Here is a 24,040-nt window from a genome sequence, read left to right on the forward strand (position 1 = left end):
TGGAAAATTATACATATTAATTGGGGGAGAGTGCTGTACATGTCGAAAAAGTTGAGTTTGTTGGTCTTGTGGTTCGGAGTTGTTCCGTTCATACTTTCAATCGCATCCGTCTTCACCATGAACTTCGATACTGATTATTCTTTAATTGCTGCTCTTTTACCACTGGCAGCGGGCGGTTTGCTGGCAGGATTTCTTGCCAACAGGAAACCAGTGGACCGTAATAATTCAGGGACCCATTTAGCTGTTTTTCTTTTTCCATTAGCTTACACGGCACTATTATGGGCGGTATTTATGCTGATAAGCGGCGGCTTTTATGGCGCAAATGCCTGGCTGTATTATAGTATTTTTCATATTGCCATGGGTCCGTTGTACTTCTTCGCCATGTTTATGGGAGAAGGAAGGCTTTTCCTCTGGGCACCGTTAGCTTATGAGCTCTTCTTTGTTATGGGAATGTTTCTGGCTATTCTTATAAAGAAGGCTCGTCCCGCTTTAAAAATGAAACAGGTAGTCTCCATTTTAACCGTGTTTGTCCTAGCAATCGGAACAGGGGCGGCTGTTCAATGGCATCGCAGTAAAACTGTTCTGCCATCTTATGGGTTTAAATATGGCGGGGGGTATTCATCCACGGACTTAACGCCATATGAAGTGACCAACCCTGATAATAAGCTGCCAAAGCTTAAGGAACAGTCGACATTCACGATCGCTAAACCAGCCGATATGCCAGTGTTGGATGGTGCGGAGGCTGCCTATCCGGTTTATTCAGCTTTTGCCAACGCGGCCTTTGAAAATATCACACAGGTAATGGAAAGCAGGGAAGTTGTTGCTTTTACCAATACGATATATGCTTACGAAAGGCTTTTATCTGGAGAAATAGATATTTACTTTGGTGCAGTGCCGTCAAAGGAACAACAAGAAATGGCTAAACTGCAAGGGAAAGAACTGGTTATGACCCCGATTGGAAAAGAAGCATTTGTGTTTTTCGTGAATCCGAAAAATCCGGTGAATGACCTACAGGTTTCCGAAATTAAAGGGATTTACTCGGGAAAAATTAAAGAATGGTCCAAGCTTGGCGGAAAAAATGATAGAATTATTGCCTTCCAAAGGCCAAAAAGTTCTGGCAGTCAAACGCTTCTAGAGAAAATAATGGGTGATACAAAGATTATGGAGCCATTAAAGGAAGATGTTCCTGAAGGGATGGGCGGTATTATTGAACAGGTGGCCGATTATCGAAATTATGATAATTCGATTGGATTTTCATTCCGTTTTTTTGCCACCGGAATGAATCCGAATCCGGACATCAAATTGCTCGCCATTAATGGCATCGAACCAAGCCCGGAAAACATCTCAAGCAGCAAATACCCATTTACCGCAACACTCTACGCTATCACACTCAAAGACAACCATAAGCCGGCCATTCAGCCATTTCTCCATTGGATGCAAGGACCACAAGGTCAGGAAATCGTGGAGAAGGTGGGTTATATTCGTATAGACAAATAAGATTTGGGTATGGGTGTCAGGCACCATGTGAAATTTTCACATGGTGCCTGACACCCAATTACAATAATTCCCTTGAAATCTCGATCAAATTTCAATAATGATTGGCAGAATCATTGGTTTTCGTTTGGTTTTGGTGAATAGGTATTGGCCGATGGATTTTTTTATGTTTTGTTTGATGATGTTCCATTGGCGGATGTTTTCTTCTTGCATGTCGTTGACGGTTTTTTTGACGAGGCGGTTGACCTCTTTTAGTAGATCCTCGGAATCCTTAACATACACGAAGCCGCGTGTAATCGTATCAGGTCCCTGAATAATTTTTCCGTCTTCCTTACTTAACGTAACGACAATCACCATCATCCCATCCTCTGAAAGCTGCTTGCGGTCGCGGAGCACAATTTCGCCGACGTCGCCAATCCCTATTCCGTCAACATATGTATTTCCAGAAGGGACCGACCGGGTCTGCCGGGCCATACCGTCCTTAATATCCACCACATCACCGTTGTTAATAATAAACGTATGTCCTTTTTCCACACCAATAGATTCAGCCAATAACCGGTGGTGATGGAGCATCCGAAACTCGCCGTGAATCGGAATAAAATAGGTTGGCTTCATCAATGTAAGCATCAGCTTCAAATCCTCCTGATAGCCATGTCCGGAAACATGCATTCCGGTGGAACTGCCCGAGCCATAAATCACTCTGGCCCCAAGCTGAAATAAATTATCGATGATCCGGGATACATCCCTTTCATTCCCAGGGATAGGGGATGCGGCTAAAATAACCGTATCTCCAGGATACACAGCAACATCCCGATAGTTTCCGCTGGCGAGCCGTCCAAGAGCGGCCATTGGTTCACCTTGACTGCCGGTACAAAGAATGGCGACCTTCTCGGAAGGAAGCTTATCCACATCTCGGGCATCTATCAGCATTCCCTCAGGAACATCTAGGTAACCGCGTTCAATCGCGACAGAAACCACGTTAACCATGCTCCGGCCAAGCAAAGCCAGCTTTCGATTTGTCCTAATACAGGCCGCGACTATTTGCTGAACACGGTTCACATTAGAAGCAAAGGTAGAGACGAAAATTTTCCCTTGTGCATGGATAAACGCTTCCTCTAAATGATTTCCAACCATCTGCTCAGATGGAGTCAGCCCTTTACGCTCAGCATTGGTGCTTTCAGAAATCAAGGCAAGAACACCGTTGCTGCCGATTTGTGCCATTTTATGAATATCCGAGTATTGATTATTCTCTGGGGTTAAATCGAACTTAAAGTCACCGGTATGAACGATATTTCCTTCCGGTGTATGGAACACAATCCCAAGGCAATCCGGAATACTGTGGCTCACCTTAAAAAATGAAACACCAATCTTGCCAAACTCAAGCTTGGATTCGGAATCAATAGTGACCAATTTAGTGTCTCGGGTCAGCCGGTGTTCATCTAATTTTAATTCAATCAACCCTAGTGTGAAGCGGGTGGCATAAATGGGTACATTTAATTTTTTCAAAAAATAAGGAATGCCGCCGATATGGTCTTCATGCCCGTGTGTGACAATTAAGGCGCGAATTTTTTCTCTATTTTCCTCCAAATAAGTAATATCCGGGATAATCAAATCGATTCCTAACAAACTCTCATCAGGAAACATGCCGCCGCAGTCGATGATGATGATATCGTCGGCATATTGAATGACATACATATTCTTTCCGATTTCGTTAATGCCGCCTAAGGCAAAAATGGACAGGGTATTTTCATTCGTACGCAATTTCTTTGTCCTCCCAATAAATCAGATACCGTTATTATCCCCATTCAAGTTGTATTTATTTCCACACTACAATTTACCTATATTTTGTAAAAAACTTTACAAGCTCTTAAAAGAGTTAACAAATATTCAAAATTATTTACCAACTCTTCACTCATTCTCAACAGTAGCTTCATGAAGTGTATCTATACTTTACCTATGGATCGGTAATTCTCTATCTTTTGAGGTGGTAAAGCTGTGAGTACTGAAAGAAGCTACAATATCTACCAGAAGTATCCAACCATTCCAGCCTCTAATTTCAAATTATCTAAGGATGTGGAGCATTATCTTTATGTAAAAAGAGCCTATGATCTTTTACTGGCAGCTGTTGGTATTATTATTACCCTGCCAATCGTTGTGTTATTTGCCATTCTTATTGTAATGGAAACACCAGGCTCGCCATTTTATATTCAAGAGCGGATGGGTAAGAACGGAAAATGTTTTAAGTTAATAAAATTAAGATCCATGAGAATGGATGCGGAAAAAGAAGGGGCAAAGTGGGCTGAGAAAAATGATCCGCGAATTACAAATGTAGGAGCTTTTATCAGAAAAACACGGATTGATGAATTGCCGCAATTGCTCTCTGTTCTAAAGGGAGATATGTCAATCATTGGACCAAGACCCGAAAGGCCAATGTTTACGGAAAAATTTAATAAAGAAATCAAAGGTTTTAAGAATCGGCTGCTTGTAAAACCAGGAATTACGGGCCTTGCTCAAGTAAACGGCGGATATGAAATGACGCCAAGAGAAAAGCTTCAATATGACCTGGAATATATTCAAAATCTAACCTTCTCACTAGAGCTAAAAATCATAATAAAAACTTTTAAAGTGATTGTGACGGGAGAAGGAGCACGTTAATTAAAGGCGGGGAATACATATGTCAGTCATCACAAGTCAATTACATAAGGGAATAAAGTGGACTAGTATTTCGACGCTGCTGATTACAGCTATGCAAATCGTGCAATTTATTTTACTTGGGAAACAAATGAGCATTACTGAATTTGGGTTAGTAGGAATGATTACGACCATCGTAGTGTTTGCTCAAATTGTGCTAGACCTCGGTTTGGGGTCAGCTGTTGTTCAAAAAGAAAAGGTTTCGGAACGTGTATTATCAACGCTGTTTTGGCTGAATATGGCAGTTGGAGCGGTGATGTTCTTTCTATTATCGTTCTTGAGCCCGCTTCTTGCCGCGTATTTTCATCGAAATGAGCTGGTTGAACTCATACGCCTGCTGGCTGTTATGTTTATCATCGCACCAATTGGTCAGCAGTACCAATATATATTGCAAAAAGAATTACGGTTTAACCAACTTGGTGTGATTGAAGCGGTATCAACATTGGTTTCCTTCATCACACTGGCCATTCTAATATTTATGATCAGCCCGATTTATGCCTATGTCATATCCCAAGTGGTCCTGAATTCCTTAAAAGGCATTCTGTATTTTATCAGTTATCAACAAAAATGGCGTCCACAATTCGTCTTTGATTTACGTGAATGCAAGGAATATATGGCGTTTGGAGCTTACCAATTAGCTTCCCGGTTAGTGAATCGGTTCGCATCAAATATCGATGTTATTTTGATTGGCCGGTTTATGGGGGCTGAAGCACTGGGGATTTATAATCTTGCCTACCAAATTGTGACGATTCCGGTGTTAAAAATCAATCCGATCATCACAAGGGTGGCATTTCCGGTTTTTTCAAAAAATAAGCAAAGTCATACTGCTTTAAGTGAAGGTTTCTTGCACATGACAAAGCTTTTAAGTCTCGTTTCATTTCCTATTTTAATGGGCTTGACCGCGATATCCAATGTTTTCATCCTGAACATTTTTGGACAAAAGTGGCTGGAGGCAGTGCCTATTTTGCAAATCATGGCTGTTGTAGGCATCTTAAGGGTTTTAATGAATCCGAATGGTTCGGTTATTCTGGCAAAAGGAAAAGCAAATATTGCATTTTATTGGGATACGGGTGTCCTGATTCTTTATAGTGCTGCTTTAAGTTTAGCTGTAACGACCAATAATTTGGAAGTGGTGGCTTGGTCGTATGTCTTGGTGAGTGTTGTCAATTTCTTGATTGGCAGATGGTTATTAAACTGGCTGATTCAGCTGCCTTTTTGCGGCTATTTAAAGACCATTTCAGTTCCATTCCAATTATCGTTGCTCATTACGATTATTGCTTATGGCATCAAAGAGATTTCGAGCATCTATTTTTCACAGGCAAGTATATGGCCATTGGTGATGTCGGTCAGCATCAGTGCTGCGGTCTATATTTTACTTTTGGTAAAGGCATATCCACAAATTTTCTTAAGGATTGTAAAAAAACAAACAAGAGGGCATTCAATATGAAGGTTTTATGGATAACAAGTGTATATCCCAGTGACAAACAGCCCGGGGCCGGTGTTTTTCATGAAACACAGGTTCAAGCGTTAACGCGCTTAGGAATTGAAGTTACGGTGATCTGCCCTGTTCCGCGTAATCCAAAACTACTTGAATTTGTGAAAAAACAATATCGTGTCCATCATGGAATCCCCAATATGTACAGGCGAAATGGGGTTACCGTTTTTCGACCGTCTTACTTGGCTCTACCTGGCCAGCTTAGGTGGGCACAGCCGGATCAGCGCATTGCGACTACAGTATTGGAGACGATGTCTGATTATGGGATAGAGCCTGACATCATTCATGCCCATTTTGCGATGCCGTCTGGAGGGGCGGCCAGGATTGTTGCTGAACAAATCAAACGGCCGTGGATCCTCACGTTACATGGCAGTGATGTTAATATTTATCCTTATTTTAGTGCAAGTGCTAAAAAAGCATTTCAACAATCTGTCACTAAAGCAAATCACGTATTGGCTGTAGGTGATAGCTTGAAAACGAAGGCGAAGGAATTAACAGGCAGAGAAAGCGTGGTACTCCCTATAGGAGTGGATTTGTCAGTTTTTCAACAAGTTGAAGAATCTAAAGGGGAGCTAAGAAAAAGACTTCAGCTGCCAGAGAATAAAAGGTTGGTGGTCTTTGTAGGCAGGCTGACAAAGGCAAAGGGTGTATTTGAACTGGCGCAGGCACTTGAGGGGTTGTCAGATGAAATTGCTGTTCTGTTTGTGGGAGATGGACCGGCGAATGGAAAACTAAGGCAGCACCCCGATTTTAACCGCAGGCTTTTCCTAACGGGACAAGTAGAAAATCATCGTGTAAAAGATTACATGTTAGCCAGCGATGTCTTAGCACTTCCGTCTTATACGGAAGGAATGCCGACTGTTGTGATTGAGGCGCTTGCTGCGAAAATTCCGGTGATCTGTACGGCGGTCGGCGGTGTACCAGACCTATTTGGCGAGTATCGTCACCTGTTAATTGAAAAGGAATCTGTTGCAGATTTAGTGGAGCGGATAAACGATGTACTTTACGGAAATCTGTACACAACATCCATCCGGGAAGAACTCTTTGAGCGTATTCAAGCACATTATCATATTGACCATAATGCCCTTTTACTTAAAAAAGAGTATAGCAGAACACTAGAAACTACAACGGAATAAATCAAATAAAGAAAGGATTGGTCATCTTGAAAAAAATAACCGTCATTGGAACCGGATATGTAGGTCTCGTTTCAGGTACATGTTTTGCGGATGCGGGAAACGATGTGACATGCTGCGATATTGATCAAGTTAAAATTAATAATCTTTCACAAGGCATAATACCGATATATGAGCCAGGACTAAAAGAGCTTGTTCATAAAAATGTAAGAAGCGGGACCCTTCACTTTTCGGCTAATGTTCCGCAAGCGATTCTAGATGCTGAAGTGGTATATATTGCCGTCGGTACCCCGATGAACTCCACAGGGGAAGCGGACTTAACGTATGTGAAACAAGTAGCTAAAACGATTGCTGAAAATTTAAATGGTTACAAGGTGATTGTTACAAAAAGTACCGTGCCGGTCGGAACTGGCAGATTAGTAGAAAAGGTAATTCGAAAGTATTCGAAGGATCAACATCCTTTTGATGTTGTTTCCAATCCTGAATTTTTACGAGAGGGATCGGCTATTAAGGATACGCTGAATATGGAACGTGCCGTTATTGGTGCTACAAGCGAAAAGGCGTTTCAAATCATTGCAGAATTGCATCAGCCCTTTACTTCCAACATTGTAAAGGCGTCCTTAGAAACAGCAGAAATCATTAAATATGCGGCAAATGCCTTTTTGGCAACGAAAATTTCCTTTATCAATGATATTGCCAATATTTGTGAACGTGTGGGTGCAGACGTAACCAAAGTATCCGCCGGGGTTGGGTTGGACAGCCGGATTGGCAATAAATTTTTACAAGCGGGTGTTGGCTTTGGCGGCTCATGTTTTCCAAAAGACACCGCAGCCCTTCTGCATATTGCCGAGGATTGCGGCTACGACTTTAAATTAATCAAAGCAGTCATTGAAACAAATGAAAAGCAGCGAGTACATTTAGTTGAAAAATTAGTAAACAGCTTAGGGGAGTTAAAAGGAAAAACGATAAGTGTTCTCGGCTTAGCCTTTAAACCAAATACCAATGATATCAGATCTTCACCGGCATTAGATATTATTCCGTATTTAGCAGAGCAAGGAGCTATTGTAAAAGCTTATGATCCAATCGCTATCGTTGAAACTAAAAAACAGATTGGTTATCAGTGCTCCTATACGGAAAATGCGTATGAAGCAATCAAAGGTTCGGATGCTTGTATGATTTTAACAGACTGGCAGGATGTGAAGAATCTGGATTTAGCTAAAGTAAAGCAATTGATGAACCAGCCTCTAATTGTGGATGGAAGGAATCTATTTAAGTTAGAGAGGATGCAAGAACTTGGATTTACCTATCTTTCGGTTGGCAGACCTGCAATTCAAAAAGATGCAGTTATTTCAAAGGCCATATAGGAGGTTTTTCAGATAGCTGTTTTAAGAAAAAGCAATATTGAACGTAAAAAGTATTATCCGATCATCATGTACATACTCGTCTTGTCCACTTTTCTTAACCAGTCTCTTTTAAGTATTAATGCAGGTTTTTTTCACCTGTTCTTGTATCGAGTAGTACTATTGGCGGCGGCAGCTTTATTTATCTTCCATATTATGAGAGAGAAAAATCTCCAGCAATATTGGAATAGAACAAATGTTAAGGGTGTCCTTTTGTTCCTAGTATTTTGGCTATCATATGGAGCCATATCATTGCTTTGGGCAAAGTCTATCATCGAAGGAATTAAGGCCTTATTTCTATTAGGGCTTGGCATTTCGTTTGTCTTTCTGGCTGTTTTCACATTTACACGAATGACCCATTTGTTTTGGTATTATGGCATATGGCTAGTTATGACCGTGATACTACTAATGATTGGCATGATGAATCATTTTACTCAAATACAGCTCCCAACCTCTAACCTATACGGAGCAGCGGAATATAAACGGTCCTATCCAACAGCCGTATTTTTTAATCAAAATGATTTTGCAACATTTCTAACGATTTCGTTTTTCTTTTACTTATCGCTGACCAAAAATAGCAGGCAAGTATGGTTGAAAACATCCGGTCTACTGCTAGCTATTTTATGTGTAGTGACCATTTATTGGACGGAATCAAGAGCCAGTTTGCTTGGCGTTGGATTCGGATTAATCGCTTATATTTATATTCTTCTGCCGAAAGTTTTTAAGAAAATAACGGCTTTAATCGGCACAGCTGCCTTTATACTTGCTGCTTTTGTCTTTAGCGGAAAGGCTGCCGAAAAAATTGTAGGTTTAATTAACGCATCGGATATTTATTTGAACAATGAAGTACTGCCTTCGAATATAGCAAGAATCAATTTACTAAAGAACACCATTTATTTTTTTGTCGAATCGTTTGGATTCGGTGTTGGGGCTGGGAATATCCCATTCTATTTAAAAAATGAGTCCATCTATGCGACCAACCAGGTAGTAGAGGTGCATAATTGGCTGGCTGAAATCATGGGGAATTACGGAATCTTTGTCTTGCTTGGTTACGTGACCATGTATGCCGTTCTTTTTTACCGGCTCTATCAATTATACCAACGGAAAATCAGCCGGAAACATAACGTGTTACTTGAAGCAGGCATGCTGGGGATGGTTGGATTTCTGGTCTCTAGTATCAGCCCAAGTTCTGTCAGCAACCTATTTTTTCATTGGGTGTTTTTAGGTTTTGTCATTTCTATAGTTTCTGTGTTTGCTGGTGCTAATAAGCGAGAGCAGGGACTTGCTGCTAAGGAGAAGGTTTCAAATGATTGTGATGCAAAGGATTAAAGAAAGAAGTAAGAAGTATTCCCTATTATTAATCGTTTTTACAGTTGTGCTTGGTGCGTGCGGATGGCTTCTCCCGGCTGGTAAAGAGAGTTCAAGTTATACAGCGGAAGCAGTTATAACTTTAGGAAACTATGGTTTACCAGATTTAAATAATCCGAAATATGTCACAGAATTGCTGACAACAAATGACTCTTTTTATGAATCGCATTTAGCTAGTCTGTGGGAAGAGAAGCAGGAAGAAATAACGACTAAATTACAGGTAAGGGCAGTAACAGATAACATGATGAAACTTACCTATACCGATCATACAAAAGTAGATGCAGTCAGGGTACTGAATGAGATTACAAACGCATTTATCGCTTTAGACCAAGATCATTACCAACAAAAAAAGAAGATTATTCAGGAGTCTATTACGGACCTGAATGACAAAGAAGTAGTTCCAGAGGTAAGGGTAGAGCAGGAGCGCTTCTTATATGAATTAAGGACGGCTTTAATTGATCTAAAATCGGCTGCAATTGTAAAACCAGCAGATAGAGAGACGACAGCCACCGAAAATAGAGCTTTCGGTTCAAAAGAAAGGGCGGTTTTAGGGATATTAATGGGCGTTGCGATGAGCTTTATTTGGATTTTCATTCCTTTGATTTTCAAAGAGCAGTCAATATAATGGGAGGTTTTCTTATGAGTTCACAGGAGCCATTGATCTCTATTATAACTCCTTCGTATAATGCCAGCTTGACTATTGTGGAGACAATCGAATCGGTCAGAAAGCAGACCTTTCAAGATTGGGAAATGGTGATTGTAGATGATTGCTCTACTGACGATACCCCGGCTATATTAAAGCGCTATGAACAAGAAGACGAAAGAATTCAAGTTATATATTTGAAACATAATAGCGGAGCTGCAGTTGCCCGAAACGAAGCTTTGAAGCATGCGAAGGGGAGATTTGTTGCGTTCCTTGACAGCGATGATCGCTGGAAGCCGGAAAAATTAGAAAGACAGCTGCGCTTCATGCTATCCAACAATTATGCTTTTACGTTTACTGGTTATGAATTTGTCACAAATGAAGGGAAACCGCTAAATAAGCAGGTCGCTGCACCATCCAAAATTTCTTATAATGATATGTTAAAAAACACAATTATCGGTTGTTTAACCGTTATGATTGATCGTTATAAGGTAGGACCGATTCAAATGCCTAACATACGAACCAGACAGGACCTTGCGACATGGCTTGCCATTTTAAAAAAAGGGATACCGGCATACGGGTTAAATGAGAATTTGGCTGAGTACCGTATCGGGAACCCATCGATTTCCAAAAACAAGTGGAAAGCAGCAAAAATGAACTGGTTTGTGTATCGAAAGCTTGAAAAGCTAAATGTGGTCAAAGCATGCTGGTGTTTTTCTCATTATGCTTTTTATGCCGTTATGAAGAGAATCTAAAAGGAGATCGTTCAAATGAAAAATGTTCATATCATCGTTGCAACAGGAGAATGGGAGCAGGACCAGCTGCGCTACCGAAGACACCGTCTGGCTGAATTTTTGCAGCGCCACCCTGATACAAAAGAAGTAATCTGGCTCTGTCCTGCACCAATGGTAAAAGGAAAGACTTGTACAAAATTGGCTAATGGGATTATCCAATGGACTGTCCAGGATTTGCTGCCACAAAAAGTGTTTCGATTTGGACGTTATATTAATGGGTTTTATAAGAAAAAATTGGCGCCATTCTTATTATATTTAAGGGAATTCCAGGAAAAGTATACACTTCAATTATGGTATACCTTCCCTGGTTTTCCTTTACTTGCGGAACTTTTAAACTGGAATAAAGTCATTTATGACTGCAGTGATTTATGGGCATCGCCAATGAATGGGAAGCGGTCAATCCCCGCAGCTGTTCGGGAGAATATAATAGCAGGAGCAGAAGATCGGATTATTCAGAGGGCAGATGTCATTTTTTGTACATCCGAGTATTTAAGAACGAAAATAGAAGCAAAGGCGGGGACGGCAGGAAAAGTGTTTACCTTTGAAAATGGTGTTGAATTTGATCTATTTGCCAACACTTCAGTTCAAACGGAAAATATTCTTCCTGCCGGTTTTCATGGAACTGTTTTAGGTTTTATAGGGGGAATTAAACCAAAACTCGATTTTGAACTGATACAGGAAGCAGCCCGTAAGAAACGAGAATGGCTGTTTTTATTTGTTGGACCTGATGGGACGAATGATCATCCTGCGTTTAAACATTTATTAAGTGAAAGAAATGTGGTCTGGACAGGAAGTGTCTCTCCTTCCGAGGTACCCCAATATATGAATCTAATTGATATTGGCATCATGCCTTATAAATCATCCCAATACAATCAGGCGGTTTTTCCATTAAAGTTATTTGAATTTTTGGCAGCGGGTAAATCGGTAGTGGGTATGAACCTGCCCTCAACGAAACGATATGCAGAGGATTCAATCTACACTTATTTAGACACGGATGATGCTGATCAATTTATCGGCGCCTGTGAACAATTAGAAAGCTGTAAGGGGCAGGAAGAAAGTATACGTAAACGGAAAAAATTAGCTAAGTCGAAAAACTGGAATGAAGTATTTACAGAGATGTTTAGATTAATTTAGATTCTTACTTTGTTCTGGAGAGATAAAGTTAGTGGAATTTTTCTGAATTAGATTTTGGCTTGACAAAGGAGCAATAAAATATTTTTATGAAGGAGGCAGCGATAAACCACAAAAACAGAAAATTCAAAACATGATACATAAAGGAAATCCCCCAATCTTATATATTAATGTACCAAATTCCTGTTACTATAAGTTTATCCAAATTTTGCTTAGAAATAATTAATTAGGTGTAAATATTTTGTAAAGAAAAGGAGCTTGGAAATCCAAGCTCCTTACGCTTCAATCAGATGTTTTTCTTTTTCCACTTCCAATGCCGAAACAATATAGGCAAAGCCGTTCATCAGAAAATAAATTACGTTGGATTGCACCCGTTCGGTTTCTCCTAAATAAGTATTTATGATGATGAAAGCGGAATATAAGATAACAAAACATAACGCAATTTTATTAAAAATGACCATTGTGACAACCCCCTTAGTTAGGACTCTTTCTACTTATCATATTTGTTTAGTGCCGGTCTTATGCAGGCATAAAATAAATGAGGCAGGATGGAGGGTGAATTTTAATTGGGAATTTTCAAAATATTCCTTGTTTTAGCTAAATTATTGTTGACAAGAGCTGATAATAGTCTTAAAGTAAGGATAGTTTTTAAAACTTAATATTTGATTCTTATCCAGAGAGGTGGAGGGACTGGCCCTGTGATACCTCAGCAGCAGACATTCGTACTGTGCTAATTCCAGAAGCGTAAGGCTTGAAGATAAGAAGAGCAGATTGCGATATGTCAAAACCTCTTCTTGTTTTAGGAAGAGGTTTTTTTATTGAATAATAGGCCGGTTGGCTTGCTTTTTGTATTTATTAAACCAACTACGCTTATGTGATTACTGCAACATTAGAAAGGATGGACAGCAACGATGTATTGTATGGATTTAACCGGGAAGGTAGCGATTGTGACGGGAGGCGTGCAAGGAATTGGCAAAGCGATTGTAGATGCCCTGCTGGATTGTGAAGCAAAGGTAGCTGTCATTGACAGGGAAGTAATTACGGAAAACTCAACTGACCGAGTATTGTATCTTCAAACAGATGTCTCAAACGGTGAGCAAGTGAAGGAAATGGTAGATAAAGTCGTGGAGCACTTTGGCAGAGTAGATATTTTAGTAAACAATGCCGGGGTTTCCTCGATGGGTTACGCTGTGGATATTAAAGAAGAAGATTGGGATAGAGTGATGGCGGTTAATGCCAAAGGGGTTTATTTATGCAGCCAAGCGGTAGCGCGGGTTTTACAACAACAAGGTCAAGGCGGAAAGATCATCAACATTTCTTCTCAAGCAGGAAAAAATGGCTATCGCTTGATGGGCAGCTATGTTGCCTCCAAGCATGCTGTTCTAGGGTTTACCAAAACGATGGCGATTGAACTAGCAAAAGATCAGATTAATGTTAATGCCGTCTGCCCGGGAATTGTGGAAACCGACATGAAACGGAATGAACGGGTAATTGGTGGTGAGTTAAGGGGACTGGGGGCAGATGCGATTAAAGCGGAGGACTTCTCACAGGTTCCATTAGGCAGAACAGCGTTACCGTCAGACATTGCCAATGTGGTTGTCTTCCTAGCATCAAAATACTCCGATTATATGACAGGTCAGGGTATTAACGTAACAGGCGGAATGACGATGAACTAAATTTTTTTAAAAAGCATTCAAGGGGGTTAGAAAAAATGTCAAACAATAAAACAAAGCAGGGGAGTCTGCTGGCATTATTGCCATTATTGATTTTTGTGTTGTTATTTATCGGTACAGGTGTCTTCGCGAAGGACTTTTCAAAAATGCCGTTAAGTGTGGCGATCATTATTGCAGGTGCCATTGCTCTAATGATGAATAGGAAAGAAAAGTTAACGACTAAGATTGATATTTTTTGTAAAGGGGCAGGGCACCCCAATATTATTTTGATGTGTATTGTGTTTATTTTAGCAGGGGCTTTTGCTGGGGTGGCAAAAGGAATGGGTGCAGTCGACTCCACAGTTAATCTTGGACTGTCCTTGCTGCCGGAGAACCTGTTAATGGTTGGGCTGTTTATTATCGGCTGTTTTATTTCGACCTCTATGGGGACATCCATGGGGACGGTTGTTGCTTTAGCGCCGATTGGAATTGGGATCGCCCAGCAGACAGGCATCCCGATGGCCTTAGCCATGGCTACTGTCATTGGCGGGGCCATGTTTGGCGACAATCTGTCGATGATCTCGGACACTACAATTGCTGCGGTAAGAACACAGAATACGAATATGAAGGATAAATTTAAGACGAACTTTTTCATTGTACTGCCGGGTGCTATTTTAACAGCGATTATCCTTGGGGTCATCACCTTAGGCGAACAAGGAAGTGTTGCGGGCGACCATCCATATGAAATTATTAAGGTTCTTCCTTATTTAGCTGTTTTGATAGCAGCGCTTTTAGGGGTTAACGTGTTAATTGTTCTTCTTGGCGGGACCATATTTGCTGGAATCATCGGCATGGCTTACGGTTCATATACCTTTACTGAGTTTTTGCAGGCCGTCGCTCAAGGGGTGATCAGCATGGAAGACTTGGCTATCGTCGCGTTAATGATTGGCGGCGTTGTGGAAATTATTAAGCATAACGGCGGGATTGATTATCTGCTGCACTTTATTTCAAGCAGGATTAAATCGAAAAAGGGAGCCGAGTTCGGGATTGCCGGTCTCGTCAGTGCTGCTGACATCGCCACCGCCAATAATACGATTTCGATTGTCATGGCAGGACCATTGGCAAAAGAAATCGCCGATGAATATGAAATTGATCCGAGGAAATCCGCCAGCTTGCTGGATATTTTCTCAAGCTGCTGGCAGGGCATCGTTCCATATGGCGGACAGTTCCTTGTTGCATCAGGATTAGCCGCAATTTCTCCGGTCAGCATTATTCCGTATTCCTTCTATCCAATCTTGCTTGGGATTTGCGGTGTGGCGGCCATCCTAATTGGCTATCCAAAATATCGCAAGGCAGATGCAGGTACGAAGACAAAAGAAGGTTCTTCTTTAGAAAAAAAGCTGTCTTGAGTGTACAATAGGAAGTAAGTATTTTGAAAAATTTATTAGTTTAGGAGTGTTTGACAATGACAAAGAAACTGAATGTGGAAAGTTTTAATCTGGATCATACCATTGTAAAGGCGCCATTTGTTCGCTTAGCAGGGGTTAAAGAAGGGCAGAACGGGGATGTTATCCACAAGTATGACGTCCGCTTTAAGCAGCCGAACAAGGAACATATGGAAATGCCGGCACTTCATTCGCTTGAACACTTGATGGCCGAAAATATTCGTAACCATTGCGACAAAATCGTCGATGTAAGTCCAATGGGATGCCAAACTGGCTTCTATGTAACGGTCATTAACCATGACAACTATGATGAAATCTTAGACATCCTTGAAAAGACATTAAATGACGTGCTGGCGGCAGAAGAAGTGCCAGCCTGCAACGAAGTCCAATGCGGCTGGGCAGCCAGCCACAGCCTAGAAGGCGCCAAAGAACTAGCCCAACAAATGCTCGCCAAACGCAGCGAATGGACGGAGATTTTCTAGTAAGCATGGGGGTGGTTCCTCTGCTTCATTAAGAGTAGGTGTCGGTCCCTTTTCTGGCACTATAAGGGTCCATAGTGCGCTTCAAGGGAAGAAATCCGACTTTCCGCGTTCTATAGGAGCTTCATAAAGCGCGGAAAAGGGGAAAGAATTGGTTTTCGCGCACTATAATAGGTTCATAGTACGCGCGCCATGAATGAAAAATCAGCCCTCTACGTACTATAAAAGAACTGAAGGGTGTCAGGCACCATGTGAAAATTTCACAAGGTGTCTGACACCCGTTTGTTTATAGTGGCCGGTACATTGTCCACATGCCAATATCCTTAAAGCCGAGGCGTTTGTAGATTCGGCCTGCTTCTGGGTTGTCGTAAAAGAGGCAAAGGGTTTTTCCTTCGTCGAGTACATCCTTGAATAGTTTTTGCATGATAGCGGTTGCCAGTCCTTGACGGCGGTTTTCCTTCCGGGTACAGACACCGACAATCATCGCCGACATTGAATTTTCTGCTGTAGTGGAAACACACGAAGTTATTCTGCCGTTATCTCCAGTATAATAGGTTCTTCCTGTGCCGGTTTCCATCGCCTTCACCAACATATTTCGTGAATCACTTGTTATATGAAATTCATCAATCGCACAGCGAAGTTCAATAATCTGATCTACATCCTCAATTCCTGCCTTACTAATTTCCCGGCTGGTAGAACCGGAGACATCGCCAAGGCACTCATCCGTAAGACACTCTGCAAAAAAGGTCGTTTGTTTCCTTCCGAGTAGTAGCCCATCAATGCCCTCGAATTTCTCCACAATATCCGACTTTCCAGATAATTGGATCGGCTGTTCATATTGTTTTACGATCGAAACAAACCCATCGAGGTCAAATTCTCCATTAGCATAAGGAATAAAGGATTGATAGTATCTTAGAAGAACCGCTTTGATTTCATTTTCCTCATCAAACTCTGCCCAAATTTCCTGGAATTCAGAATCATATCCGAATGCTTCTATGTCCCCTATGATAAAAAGATTAATAGAGGGTTCCTCACTTAAAAAAGCGAGAACATGTTGATGATCTTCGACTGTTAATTTTCTAATCATGCCAAATTCCCCCTTGCCTTTTTAATAGAGTAAACATAGTATTTCGAAATTTCAAGAAAAATTTAGAAAGCAGGAGAAACATCTCTAAGCTTCATTAAGCCTTTTTCAATGACTCATTTAGGGTGCGGAGTTCTTTCTCAAGTTCTGTCAGCTGCTTTTCCAACGGAGAAATGTTACCATTTACACTTTCCAGCTTTTCTAAGTCATTCTGAAGGCGGACATAATCCATCTTCAATTCACGGATTTTATACTCAATATCCTTTTTATTCATTTCCCAAGCCTCTTTTCATAAATAAGCAATATTATACCATAAAGAACCCCTGCTGTTGGAGAACAGCAGGGGCCGTTATATTTTGGTGCCTTGGTGCCTGACACCACTCGTGGACATTTGTACGCGTGAGGTGGACAGTTTGTGAAACTTTCACATGGTGCCTGACACCAAAGAGGACACCCACTATCAAATCAATTTCTTAATATTGAAGTTATCTTTTAGCAGTGCCCAGTTTTGCGGGTAGGGGTAGCCTAGTGCCCAGTAGCTGACGCCTCTGAGGTTGTAGTCTTTTACCATGTTGAATTTGGCTTGGGCGCTTCTTGCGTCTTCGAACCAGACTTCGTGGCCTTGGCCTTTTTCATCGACATAGCGGAAGAATGGTGATTGGGCGGTTGTGTCATATTGAATCGTGGCTCCATATTTTATTGCACGTCTAATTGCTTCCTGCGGGCTAAAGGTTTCGGCTTCCTGTCCTTTCACATGGGGAATTTTCCAATCGCGGGCATAAATTTGGAAGCCTAAGAAAATTTTATTCGCTGGCATCACCGAAATGGCATATTCGACAACTCTCCTCATTTGATCAATGGGCGAGATGGCCTGCGGCGGTCCAAGGCGGTATCCCCATTCATAGGTCATGAGAACAACAAAATCGGCAATTCTCCCGTGTGCCTCGTAATCATGCGCTTCGTATAACAGGCCGGCTTGCGTGGCTCCAACCTTTGGGGCAAGGGCGGTTGAGACAAAGTATCCCTTCGGATGGAGACGATCGACTGCGAGCTGAACGAATTGATTATAAAGCTCCCTGTCAGCCGGCAAAACATTCTCAAAATCAATGTTCAGTCCTTTATAGCCTTTGCTGTCCATCACCTGCAGAATGTTAGTAAGGATTTTTTCTCTGATTTCCGGAGTTGATAAAATAGTATGAGCAACATTTGACCCTGCATGAGTAGAGGTAAAGTTCGTAACAGACATCATTGGAACTACATGTTGGGACAATGCCGCAGGAATCATGGCCTCATCTTTTACGGGACTTAACGAACCATCCTCCGCAATGAGATATGCAAAAGGGGCGAAATACGTCAGCAAATGTCCAATTTCATTTAAGGACTGTACAGCAGCATCGCTTGTTTGATACGTGTAGGCATTTACTTCAATCGTCGGTTTCCCCCGTGGAATGGTTAAAACTAATCCCGGATAAATGACGTTTGGGTCTTTAATGTCATTTTCGTTTATAATTGCTTGAACCGTGGTACCATATCGGCTGGCTATTTGCCAGAGCATTTCCCCTGATTGCACGGTATGAGTAATGGGCGGGATGAATAGAGTGGTCCCAGGATAGATGAGGTTTGGATTGGTTAATTGGCTTGCCTGGATAATCGACTGGATGGTAACACCATATTGTTGCGCAATCGACCATAATGTTTCCCCGTACTTAACTGTATGAACGGTACCGGGCTTAGGGATAACCAGCGCCTGGCCGACCACTAACTGATTAGGATCAGCTAATTCATTTGTTTTGATAATGGAATTCATACTAACAGCATAACGATTAGCAATTTGCCACAAAGTCTCGCCGCTGCTCACAACATGTATAATCATAACAACTCCTCCAAGGGCAATTTCATTAATGTACTATATGTTAATATGAAAAAAATGTGTGTTTGTCCTGTATAACCAAATGCACCTCCGCCATTGGTCTATAAAAAGCCAATCTAAAAAACAAAAAAACAGCCCCTTTTTAGACTGCAAAAGGGACTGTTTTAAAAAAATTATTTGTTTCCTCCATAGCTGATTAGGTTCGTGAAGATACGGTAGCCGCCTGGGACTTGCCCTTGAATTTGACGATAGAATACAAGGTTCGTATATAGATATGTCCCTTTTCCGTATTTCGCCATCAGAATGCCGCCATCGAATGGAGCTTCGCCTGGATCAGCCATTCTGACAAATGTTTCGAAATGGTTATCCCAAGCCATTGGGAAGTATAAGCCTCTTTCTTGAATCCAATGATCCCAATCACTTTCGGTAATTTTATTCGGATAATTGAATAACGGGGAATCAGGCTGTAATACCGTCACCTTCGCATTTTCATCGGTGACTCTCCATTTGATGGAGACGTTTCCAATCGTTAATGGATATGGTGCGGTTGTTTGAGCGTTCCAGCCATCACCTGGTTTATGGTATTGCACAACTAAGTGCCCGCCATTATAAACATATTCTTTTAAACGCTCATTGCTGGCAATTAAGTCTGCCCGAGAAAGGTACGCACGGATACCGACAACGATTGTATCGTATTGACTTAAGTCAGCTGTTTTTAAATCGGACTCCGTAAGCTTTGTAATGTGTAGCCCGGCATTATTTAAATAGTCAGCCACTTTGTCAAAGCCGCTTTCAATGTAGCCGATTTTCAAATTATCATTTTTCAACAGTTCAAATGCGACGCCATTAACCTGCGCAGGATACTCGTAATAGAAGGTCCCGATATGGTCATAGTTAATTGTCTGAACCGTTGAATTAAAAGTTTTTCCGTTAACGGCGGCTTGAGCAGCAATTTTAAAATCGCCTGCCTTAATATCTTTTGGTGGTGTTAACGTAAAATTAATTTCCTTTTCCTCCAAATGCTTGCTGAATGCAACTTCTGCTTTACTTGGAGAAACCTTCCAGCCTTCTGGAACCTTCAAGGATACAGAAGCCTGTGCAGCATCATCACGGTAGTTTTGTACTTTAATAGAAACAGGGATTGATTCCTGCACATCAGCCGTATTCACAACAATATCCTCTGGCGATAAAGTGAGGCCGACGTCTGGGAGAACAGCGATGGTGCCATTTAAATCTTTCATTTGACTAACTTTTATGCCAGTGGATTCATAGGTGATCTTGGCCTGAATGGCAGGTGTTTTGTAGGCATGATAGTATTCGGCATTTTCTGGGATTGCTACCTGATAAGATAATTGTTTAACCTCTCCAGGTGCCAAATTTGTTTGATTATTCTTTGAGGTCACATTCCAGCCATCTGGAACAATTAAATCAGCGTTAACGTTGTGAAGTTTTTGTTTGCCATTATTTTTAAGCGACACTGTCACATGCGTTGTTTGTCCTTTTGTAAGGATGTTAAATTCAGAAGATGCGTCAACAACTAACTGTGAAGCTGTAAAGCTAGCTGTCTCAAGCTGTTCTTCTTTGAGCACAAGTTTATGGAGCAAATCATTTTTCACTGCTTCTGACAGTTTGGATTGCTTAGTCTTTTTCTGTAAATTGCGCACTTCTTTTAACGTGCTTTGAGATTGCTCGAAAACCTGCTCCCGGCTCGGGTAGGAAGCTACGATTGACTCTAATTGGCCTTGAAGTTTTGTAAAATGTACTTTTAAGTCGTTTTCCGTTTTAGGAAGCTCTTTGGCCCAGTCGCTAAAATTATATGGGATTCCAGCAAAAAGTTCCGGGTTGTTGCCAACTGCGGAATAAAGCAATTCAAGATTTACTTGTCTTGGCGCTGCCGGAATATCGTTACCCATCCCTTGACTTTTATGCATATAGCGGGATTGCTCACCCAATTGTGGATACGTCATTTTGTAAATGGGATCGTACATCCCTATTTCAATCGAGGTAGTTACCTGTTCCTTAGTCTCTGCCGGCAAATACAGCTTCTTCACCTGCCAGACTGATAATCCCTCTTTTAATTGCTCCGGGAATACTGCCGGATTGGCGGCATCCTTAAAGGCACGCTCTGATAAAATTTCCATCGCTCTGTGATGTCCATGCTGTGTATCAACGTTTCTAAAGGATGGCATGACAATATCAGGCTGATACGTACGAATAAAGCGGATTAAGCGCTCGTATGTTAATTCTTCTCCCCATTGTGCTAATGTATCTTCAGGACTTTTGGAAAAACCAAAATCATAGATGGCATCGGATGTTGTTTCGCTAAGGTGGAAGGCTTTAACACCAGTAATTTTCGCTGCTTCAATCATTTCCCGCGAGCGAATGATTCCTAAACCATTGCCCAGCTCATCACCGATTTCATTTTGCCCGCCTTCACCGCGGTTGCCAATTAAGCTTGACGTTTTTACACCAAGTCCTCTTGATAAATAAGCTAAAAAGTCGCTTCTCTCGTCATCCGGATGGGCACCGGTATTCAGAAATGTAACCGTTGTTTCGAGAGGCTTTACTGCATTCCAAAGATCGACATCCGGTTCCTGTGCTTTAGCTGCACTTCCGTTAAACGGCATCAGTGAAACCACTAATAAAACAGAAAGTAATCCAAGAAAAAATTTCTTCACCCTTGTAACCCCTTTCAAGTAGTTTTAAAAAAATAACTTACGGGACACCCTCCTTTGGCCTAATCATTAATAGGTTAGTTAAATTACCTAACTAACGGTAGATAACTCCTACTAATTAATAATTACCATCATAAGAGAAAAAAGTAAATACTCTAGATATTCAGAAAATTAAAACGGTAATTTGGTCCTATAGTCAATATAAATATGGTTATATTAGACTATAAATATATATATTGTGAAAATTACCAATTTATTAAAAATAATTGTTGTAAACGGTTACTAATTAAGTTATATTTTAGTTAATTATTGAAACTAACTAACTCAACAAATAATTAAGGCCGTGATGCAATGAGTATGAACGAAAGCAAAATGCAAATTAAATCGCAAAACAAAAAAAGAATACTGCAGTGTATTTTGGAAAATGCCCCCATTTCAAGGGCTGAAATTGCTGGGAAAATGAAGATTAGTAAGCCGACAGTTTCACTTCTAGTGGATGAACTAATCCAGGAAAATTGGATTTTTGAAAAAGGAATTGGCGAATCCACTTCGCAGGGAGGAAGAAGGCCGATCCATCTTTATTTTAACGAAAAAGCAGCCTATGTCATTGGCACTGATATTGGCGGTACAAAAGTAAAAATGGTCATCAGCGACTTAAACGGGACGATCATCGCCTGCAGCAGTTTTCCGACAGAGCAATTTTTACAAACTGGGCTATTAAAGAAAATTGCGAAGGAAATCGAATTAATGATTCAGAAGAATCATATTGATCAGAAAAAGATTTTAGGAATGGGTGCGGGGGTGCCGGGAATTACCGAGACAACCTGCGGGATTGTAACGGAGGCTCCCAGCTTAAATTGGATTCGATATCCGTTCATTAAAGAAGCCGAACGCTATATGTCCTTTCCAATTTACGTGGATAATGATGTCAATGTAGCGGTACTGGGGGAACAATGGCTTGGCAGCGCCAAACAAAAAGAAAATGTAATGTTTATCGCTATCGGCACTGGGATTGGGAGCGGGATGATCATTCATAATCAATTGTATCGAGGATCCTCCAATGCCGCAGGTGAAATGGGGTATATGGTGACAGATAAAAACGATATGAAAAATGAATTTAAGCCTGTTTTTCATCGTTATGGATACCTCGAAAGTGTGGCCGGTGGAAAAGCGATTGGTGAAAAACTAACTAAATTAGTCCGGCAGAGCCCGGGCCATTCGTTATACGAAAAAGCCCAATTGGAAGAGTTAACAGGAGAAATGGCATTTGCCCTAGCGAAAAAAGGAGACGAAATCGCTCTTCAAGTAATAAATGAGGCGATTGAGCATATAGCTTATGGAATTGTGAATGCGGCAAGTTTATTAAATCCAGAGGTTATTATTTTGGGAGGTGGTGTGTTTAAATCATCTGAATTTATTTTACCCAAACTCCGTGAAATCGTGGATCACTATCTTCCAAGTTCAGTAGAATTGAGAGTATCACAGTTAGGGGAAAATGCCGGAGTTTTGGGAGCTGTTTCACTGTTTTTACGGGAACACGAAAGCATGATTAACTTTTTTTAACAAGGGGGAATTGTTGTGAAAAACAAGAAAAAAGTATCGATTATTACCGCACTAACATTATCGGTGTCACTGCTTCTTGCTGCTTGCGGCGGTGATACGGAGAAATCTTCAAGCACACCTTCTAAGAAAGCAGGCGACAAAAACGAAGCAAAGATGGAGGACAAAATTGTCGTCTATTCACCACATGGAAAAGATATTCTATCAAAATTTGAACAGCAATTTGAAGCGAAATACAACGTTGATGTGGAATGGCTTGACATGGGCTCACAAGAGGTTCTTGACCGGATTCGCTCGGAAAAAAATAATCCGCAGGCGGATGTATGGTGGGGAGCCCCTTCCGTAAACTTCGACCAGGCAAAAGATGAGGGGCTTTTAGCACCATATAAACCATCTTACGCCGATAGCATAGATGCCGGTTTCCACGATCCTGACTGGAATTGGTCCGGTACAAGCCAAACACCTGAAGTTATTATGTACAACAGTAAACTAGTGAAAAAAGAAGACGCCCCTAAGGATTGGGATGAATTATTGGATCCGAAGTGGAAGGATAAAATTATTATCCGTTACCCGCTTGCTTCAGGAACGATGAGGACGATTTTTTCAGCCATGATTTACCGTGACTTCAAGGATTCAAATGACCCGGCGAAAGGCTATGAATGGTTGAAACAGCTGGATGCCAATACAAAGGAATACTCCGCGAATCCGGAAATGATGTACAACAAAGTGGCAAAAGGCGAAGGTGTTCTTTCTGTTTGGGCAATGCCTGATGTTGTTATGTTAAAGGAAAATAAGAATTATCCATTTGAATTCAATGTTCCAGCGAGCGGAACACCGGTATTAACGGAAGGTATCGCCGTTGTGAAAGGTGCGCCGCATCCTAAAGCAGCGGAAGCATTCTATGAATTTGTCAATACGCCTGAAGCGGCAAAACTGCTCGCTGAGGAATTTTACCGAATTCCAACAAGAAAAGATGTAAAAGATCTTCCAGCATGGATCACCGAAACTGAAATTAAACCGATGGATATCGATTGGAAAGTGTTCCAAAAAGAAGGCGACGGCTGGATGAAGCATTGGGATGAAAACATCAAGAACGGTGCAAAAGAAATCAAACAATAGGAAGTGG

At 41.2% G+C, this 24,040-nt stretch carries 20 protein-coding genes and 1 riboswitch; of the genes, 14 read left to right on the forward strand and 6 right to left on the reverse strand.

Features of this window, described 5'->3' with window-relative positions; all coding sequences use genetic code 11:
• The first annotated feature begins 39 nt into the window (after positions 1-39).
• Positions 40-1,497, forward strand: a complete 1,458-nt coding sequence (locus A6749_RS16100; protein ID WP_066391588.1) for a PstS family phosphate ABC transporter substrate-binding protein — start codon at positions 40-42, stop codon at positions 1,495-1,497.
• A gap of 84 nt (positions 1,498-1,581) precedes the next feature.
• On the opposite strand, the gene A6749_RS16105 is transcribed toward A6749_RS16100, so the two are convergent.
• A complete protein-coding gene (locus tag A6749_RS16105) occupies positions 1,582-3,255 on the reverse strand; it encodes a ribonuclease J (RefSeq protein ID WP_066391597.1) in 1,674 nt (557 codons plus the stop codon).
• 234 nt (positions 3,256-3,489) lie between these two features.
• Between A6749_RS16105 and A6749_RS16110 the strand changes: the two genes are divergently transcribed.
• Genes A6749_RS16110 through tuaH form a run of 8 tightly spaced genes read left to right on the forward strand, consistent with a single transcriptional unit; the run spans position 3,490 to position 12,152 of the window.
• Positions 3,490-4,149 carry a sugar transferase gene (locus A6749_RS16110; protein WP_066391606.1) on the forward strand — a complete coding sequence of 220 codons (660 nt, stop codon included), beginning with the start codon at positions 3,490-3,492 and terminating at the stop codon, positions 4,147-4,149.
• 19 nt (positions 4,150-4,168) lie between these two features.
• On the forward strand, positions 4,169-5,632 hold the full coding sequence (tuaB, locus tag A6749_RS16115; protein WP_066391609.1) for a teichuronic acid biosynthesis protein TuaB: 1,464 nt from the start codon (positions 4,169-4,171) through the stop codon (positions 5,630-5,632).
• Positions 5,629-6,816 (forward strand): teichuronic acid biosynthesis protein TuaC, encoded by a 1,188-nt coding sequence (gene tuaC, locus A6749_RS16120; protein WP_066391612.1) that lies wholly within the window; start codon positions 5,629-5,631, stop codon positions 6,814-6,816. Before tuaB ends, tuaC begins: the two co-directional genes overlap by 4 nt.
• 17 nt (positions 6,817-6,833) lie before the next feature.
• Positions 6,834-8,177: a UDP-glucose 6-dehydrogenase TuaD gene (gene tuaD, locus A6749_RS16125; RefSeq protein ID WP_280525591.1), complete on the forward strand. Its 1,344-nt coding sequence runs from the start codon at positions 6,834-6,836 to the stop codon at positions 8,175-8,177.
• Between the two features lie 12 nt (positions 8,178-8,189).
• Positions 8,190-9,542, forward strand: coding sequence for a teichuronic acid biosynthesis protein TuaE (gene tuaE / locus A6749_RS16130; RefSeq protein ID WP_407937534.1), 1,353 nt, complete (start codon positions 8,190-8,192; stop codon positions 9,540-9,542).
• Positions 9,520-10,206: a GumC domain-containing protein gene (locus A6749_RS16135; RefSeq protein WP_066391617.1), complete on the forward strand. Its 687-nt coding sequence runs from the start codon at positions 9,520-9,522 to the stop codon at positions 10,204-10,206. Before tuaE ends, A6749_RS16135 begins: the two co-directional genes overlap by 23 nt.
• A gap of 14 nt (positions 10,207-10,220) precedes the next feature.
• Complete coding sequence (tuaG, locus tag A6749_RS16140; protein WP_066391618.1) at positions 10,221-10,979, forward strand: teichuronic acid biosynthesis protein TuaG; 759 nt, start codon at positions 10,221-10,223, stop codon at positions 10,977-10,979.
• Between the two features lie 15 nt (positions 10,980-10,994).
• Complete coding sequence (gene tuaH / locus A6749_RS16145; protein WP_066391619.1) at positions 10,995-12,152, forward strand: teichuronic acid biosynthesis protein TuaH; 1,158 nt, start codon at positions 10,995-10,997, stop codon at positions 12,150-12,152.
• Positions 12,153-12,424: 272 nt separating this feature from the next.
• Here the strand turns inward: tuaH and A6749_RS16150 are convergent, their stop codons facing one another.
• Positions 12,425-12,610, reverse strand: a complete 186-nt coding sequence (locus A6749_RS16150) for a hypothetical protein (protein ID WP_066391630.1) — start codon at positions 12,608-12,610, stop codon at positions 12,425-12,427.
• A gap of 205 nt (positions 12,611-12,815) precedes the next feature.
• A riboswitch (SAM riboswitch) is annotated at positions 12,816-12,913 on the forward strand.
• 147 nt (positions 12,914-13,060) lie between these two features.
• Between A6749_RS16150 and A6749_RS16155 the strand changes: the two genes are divergently transcribed.
• The 3 genes from A6749_RS16155 to A6749_RS16165 are packed head-to-tail and all read left to right on the forward strand — an operon-like array spanning position 13,061 to position 15,728.
• A complete protein-coding gene (locus A6749_RS16155) occupies positions 13,061-13,825 on the forward strand; it encodes an SDR family NAD(P)-dependent oxidoreductase (RefSeq protein ID WP_066391632.1) in 765 nt (254 codons plus the stop codon).
• A gap of 35 nt (positions 13,826-13,860) precedes the next feature.
• Positions 13,861-15,210, forward strand: a complete 1,350-nt coding sequence (locus A6749_RS16160) for a Na+/H+ antiporter NhaC family protein (protein WP_066391635.1) — start codon at positions 13,861-13,863, stop codon at positions 15,208-15,210.
• Positions 15,211-15,266: 56 nt separating this feature from the next.
• Positions 15,267-15,728 carry an S-ribosylhomocysteine lyase gene (locus A6749_RS16165; protein ID WP_066391637.1) on the forward strand — a complete coding sequence of 154 codons (462 nt, stop codon included), beginning with the start codon at positions 15,267-15,269 and terminating at the stop codon, positions 15,726-15,728.
• 283 nt (positions 15,729-16,011) lie between these two features.
• On the opposite strand, the gene A6749_RS16170 is transcribed toward A6749_RS16165, so the two are convergent.
• The 4 genes from A6749_RS16170 to A6749_RS16180 form a co-directional block, all read right to left on the reverse strand.
• Positions 16,012-16,812: a GNAT family N-acetyltransferase gene (locus tag A6749_RS16170; protein ID WP_066391646.1), complete on the reverse strand. Its 801-nt coding sequence runs from the start codon at positions 16,810-16,812 to the stop codon at positions 16,012-16,014.
• Between the two features lie 94 nt (positions 16,813-16,906).
• The gene (locus A6749_RS28630) at positions 16,907-17,083 is read right to left on the reverse strand and encodes an SE1832 family protein (RefSeq protein WP_169809864.1); all 177 of its coding nucleotides are present in this window, start codon (positions 17,081-17,083) and stop codon (positions 16,907-16,909) included.
• A gap of 186 nt (positions 17,084-17,269) precedes the next feature.
• Positions 17,270-18,682 carry a glycoside hydrolase family 18 protein gene (locus A6749_RS16175; protein ID WP_066391650.1) on the reverse strand — a complete coding sequence of 471 codons (1,413 nt, stop codon included), beginning with the start codon at positions 18,680-18,682 and terminating at the stop codon, positions 17,270-17,272.
• A 170-nt stretch (positions 18,683-18,852) separates the two neighbouring features.
• Positions 18,853-21,357 carry an NEW3 domain-containing protein gene (locus A6749_RS16180; RefSeq protein ID WP_066401008.1) on the reverse strand — a complete coding sequence of 835 codons (2,505 nt, stop codon included), beginning with the start codon at positions 21,355-21,357 and terminating at the stop codon, positions 18,853-18,855.
• Between the two features lie 348 nt (positions 21,358-21,705).
• Between A6749_RS16180 and A6749_RS16185 the strand changes: the two genes are divergently transcribed.
• Positions 21,706-22,917, forward strand: coding sequence for an ROK family transcriptional regulator (locus A6749_RS16185; protein ID WP_236719680.1), 1,212 nt, complete (start codon positions 21,706-21,708; stop codon positions 22,915-22,917).
• A gap of 15 nt (positions 22,918-22,932) precedes the next feature.
• Positions 22,933-24,033, forward strand: a complete 1,101-nt coding sequence (locus A6749_RS16190) for an extracellular solute-binding protein (protein WP_066391652.1) — start codon at positions 22,933-22,935, stop codon at positions 24,031-24,033.
• Positions 24,034-24,040 lie beyond the last annotated feature (7 nt).

Origin of the sequence: Neobacillus mesonae, assembly GCF_001636315.1 — a bacterium.
Classification (GTDB): Bacteria; Bacillota; Bacilli; order Bacillales; family Cytobacillaceae; genus Neobacillus; species Neobacillus mesonae.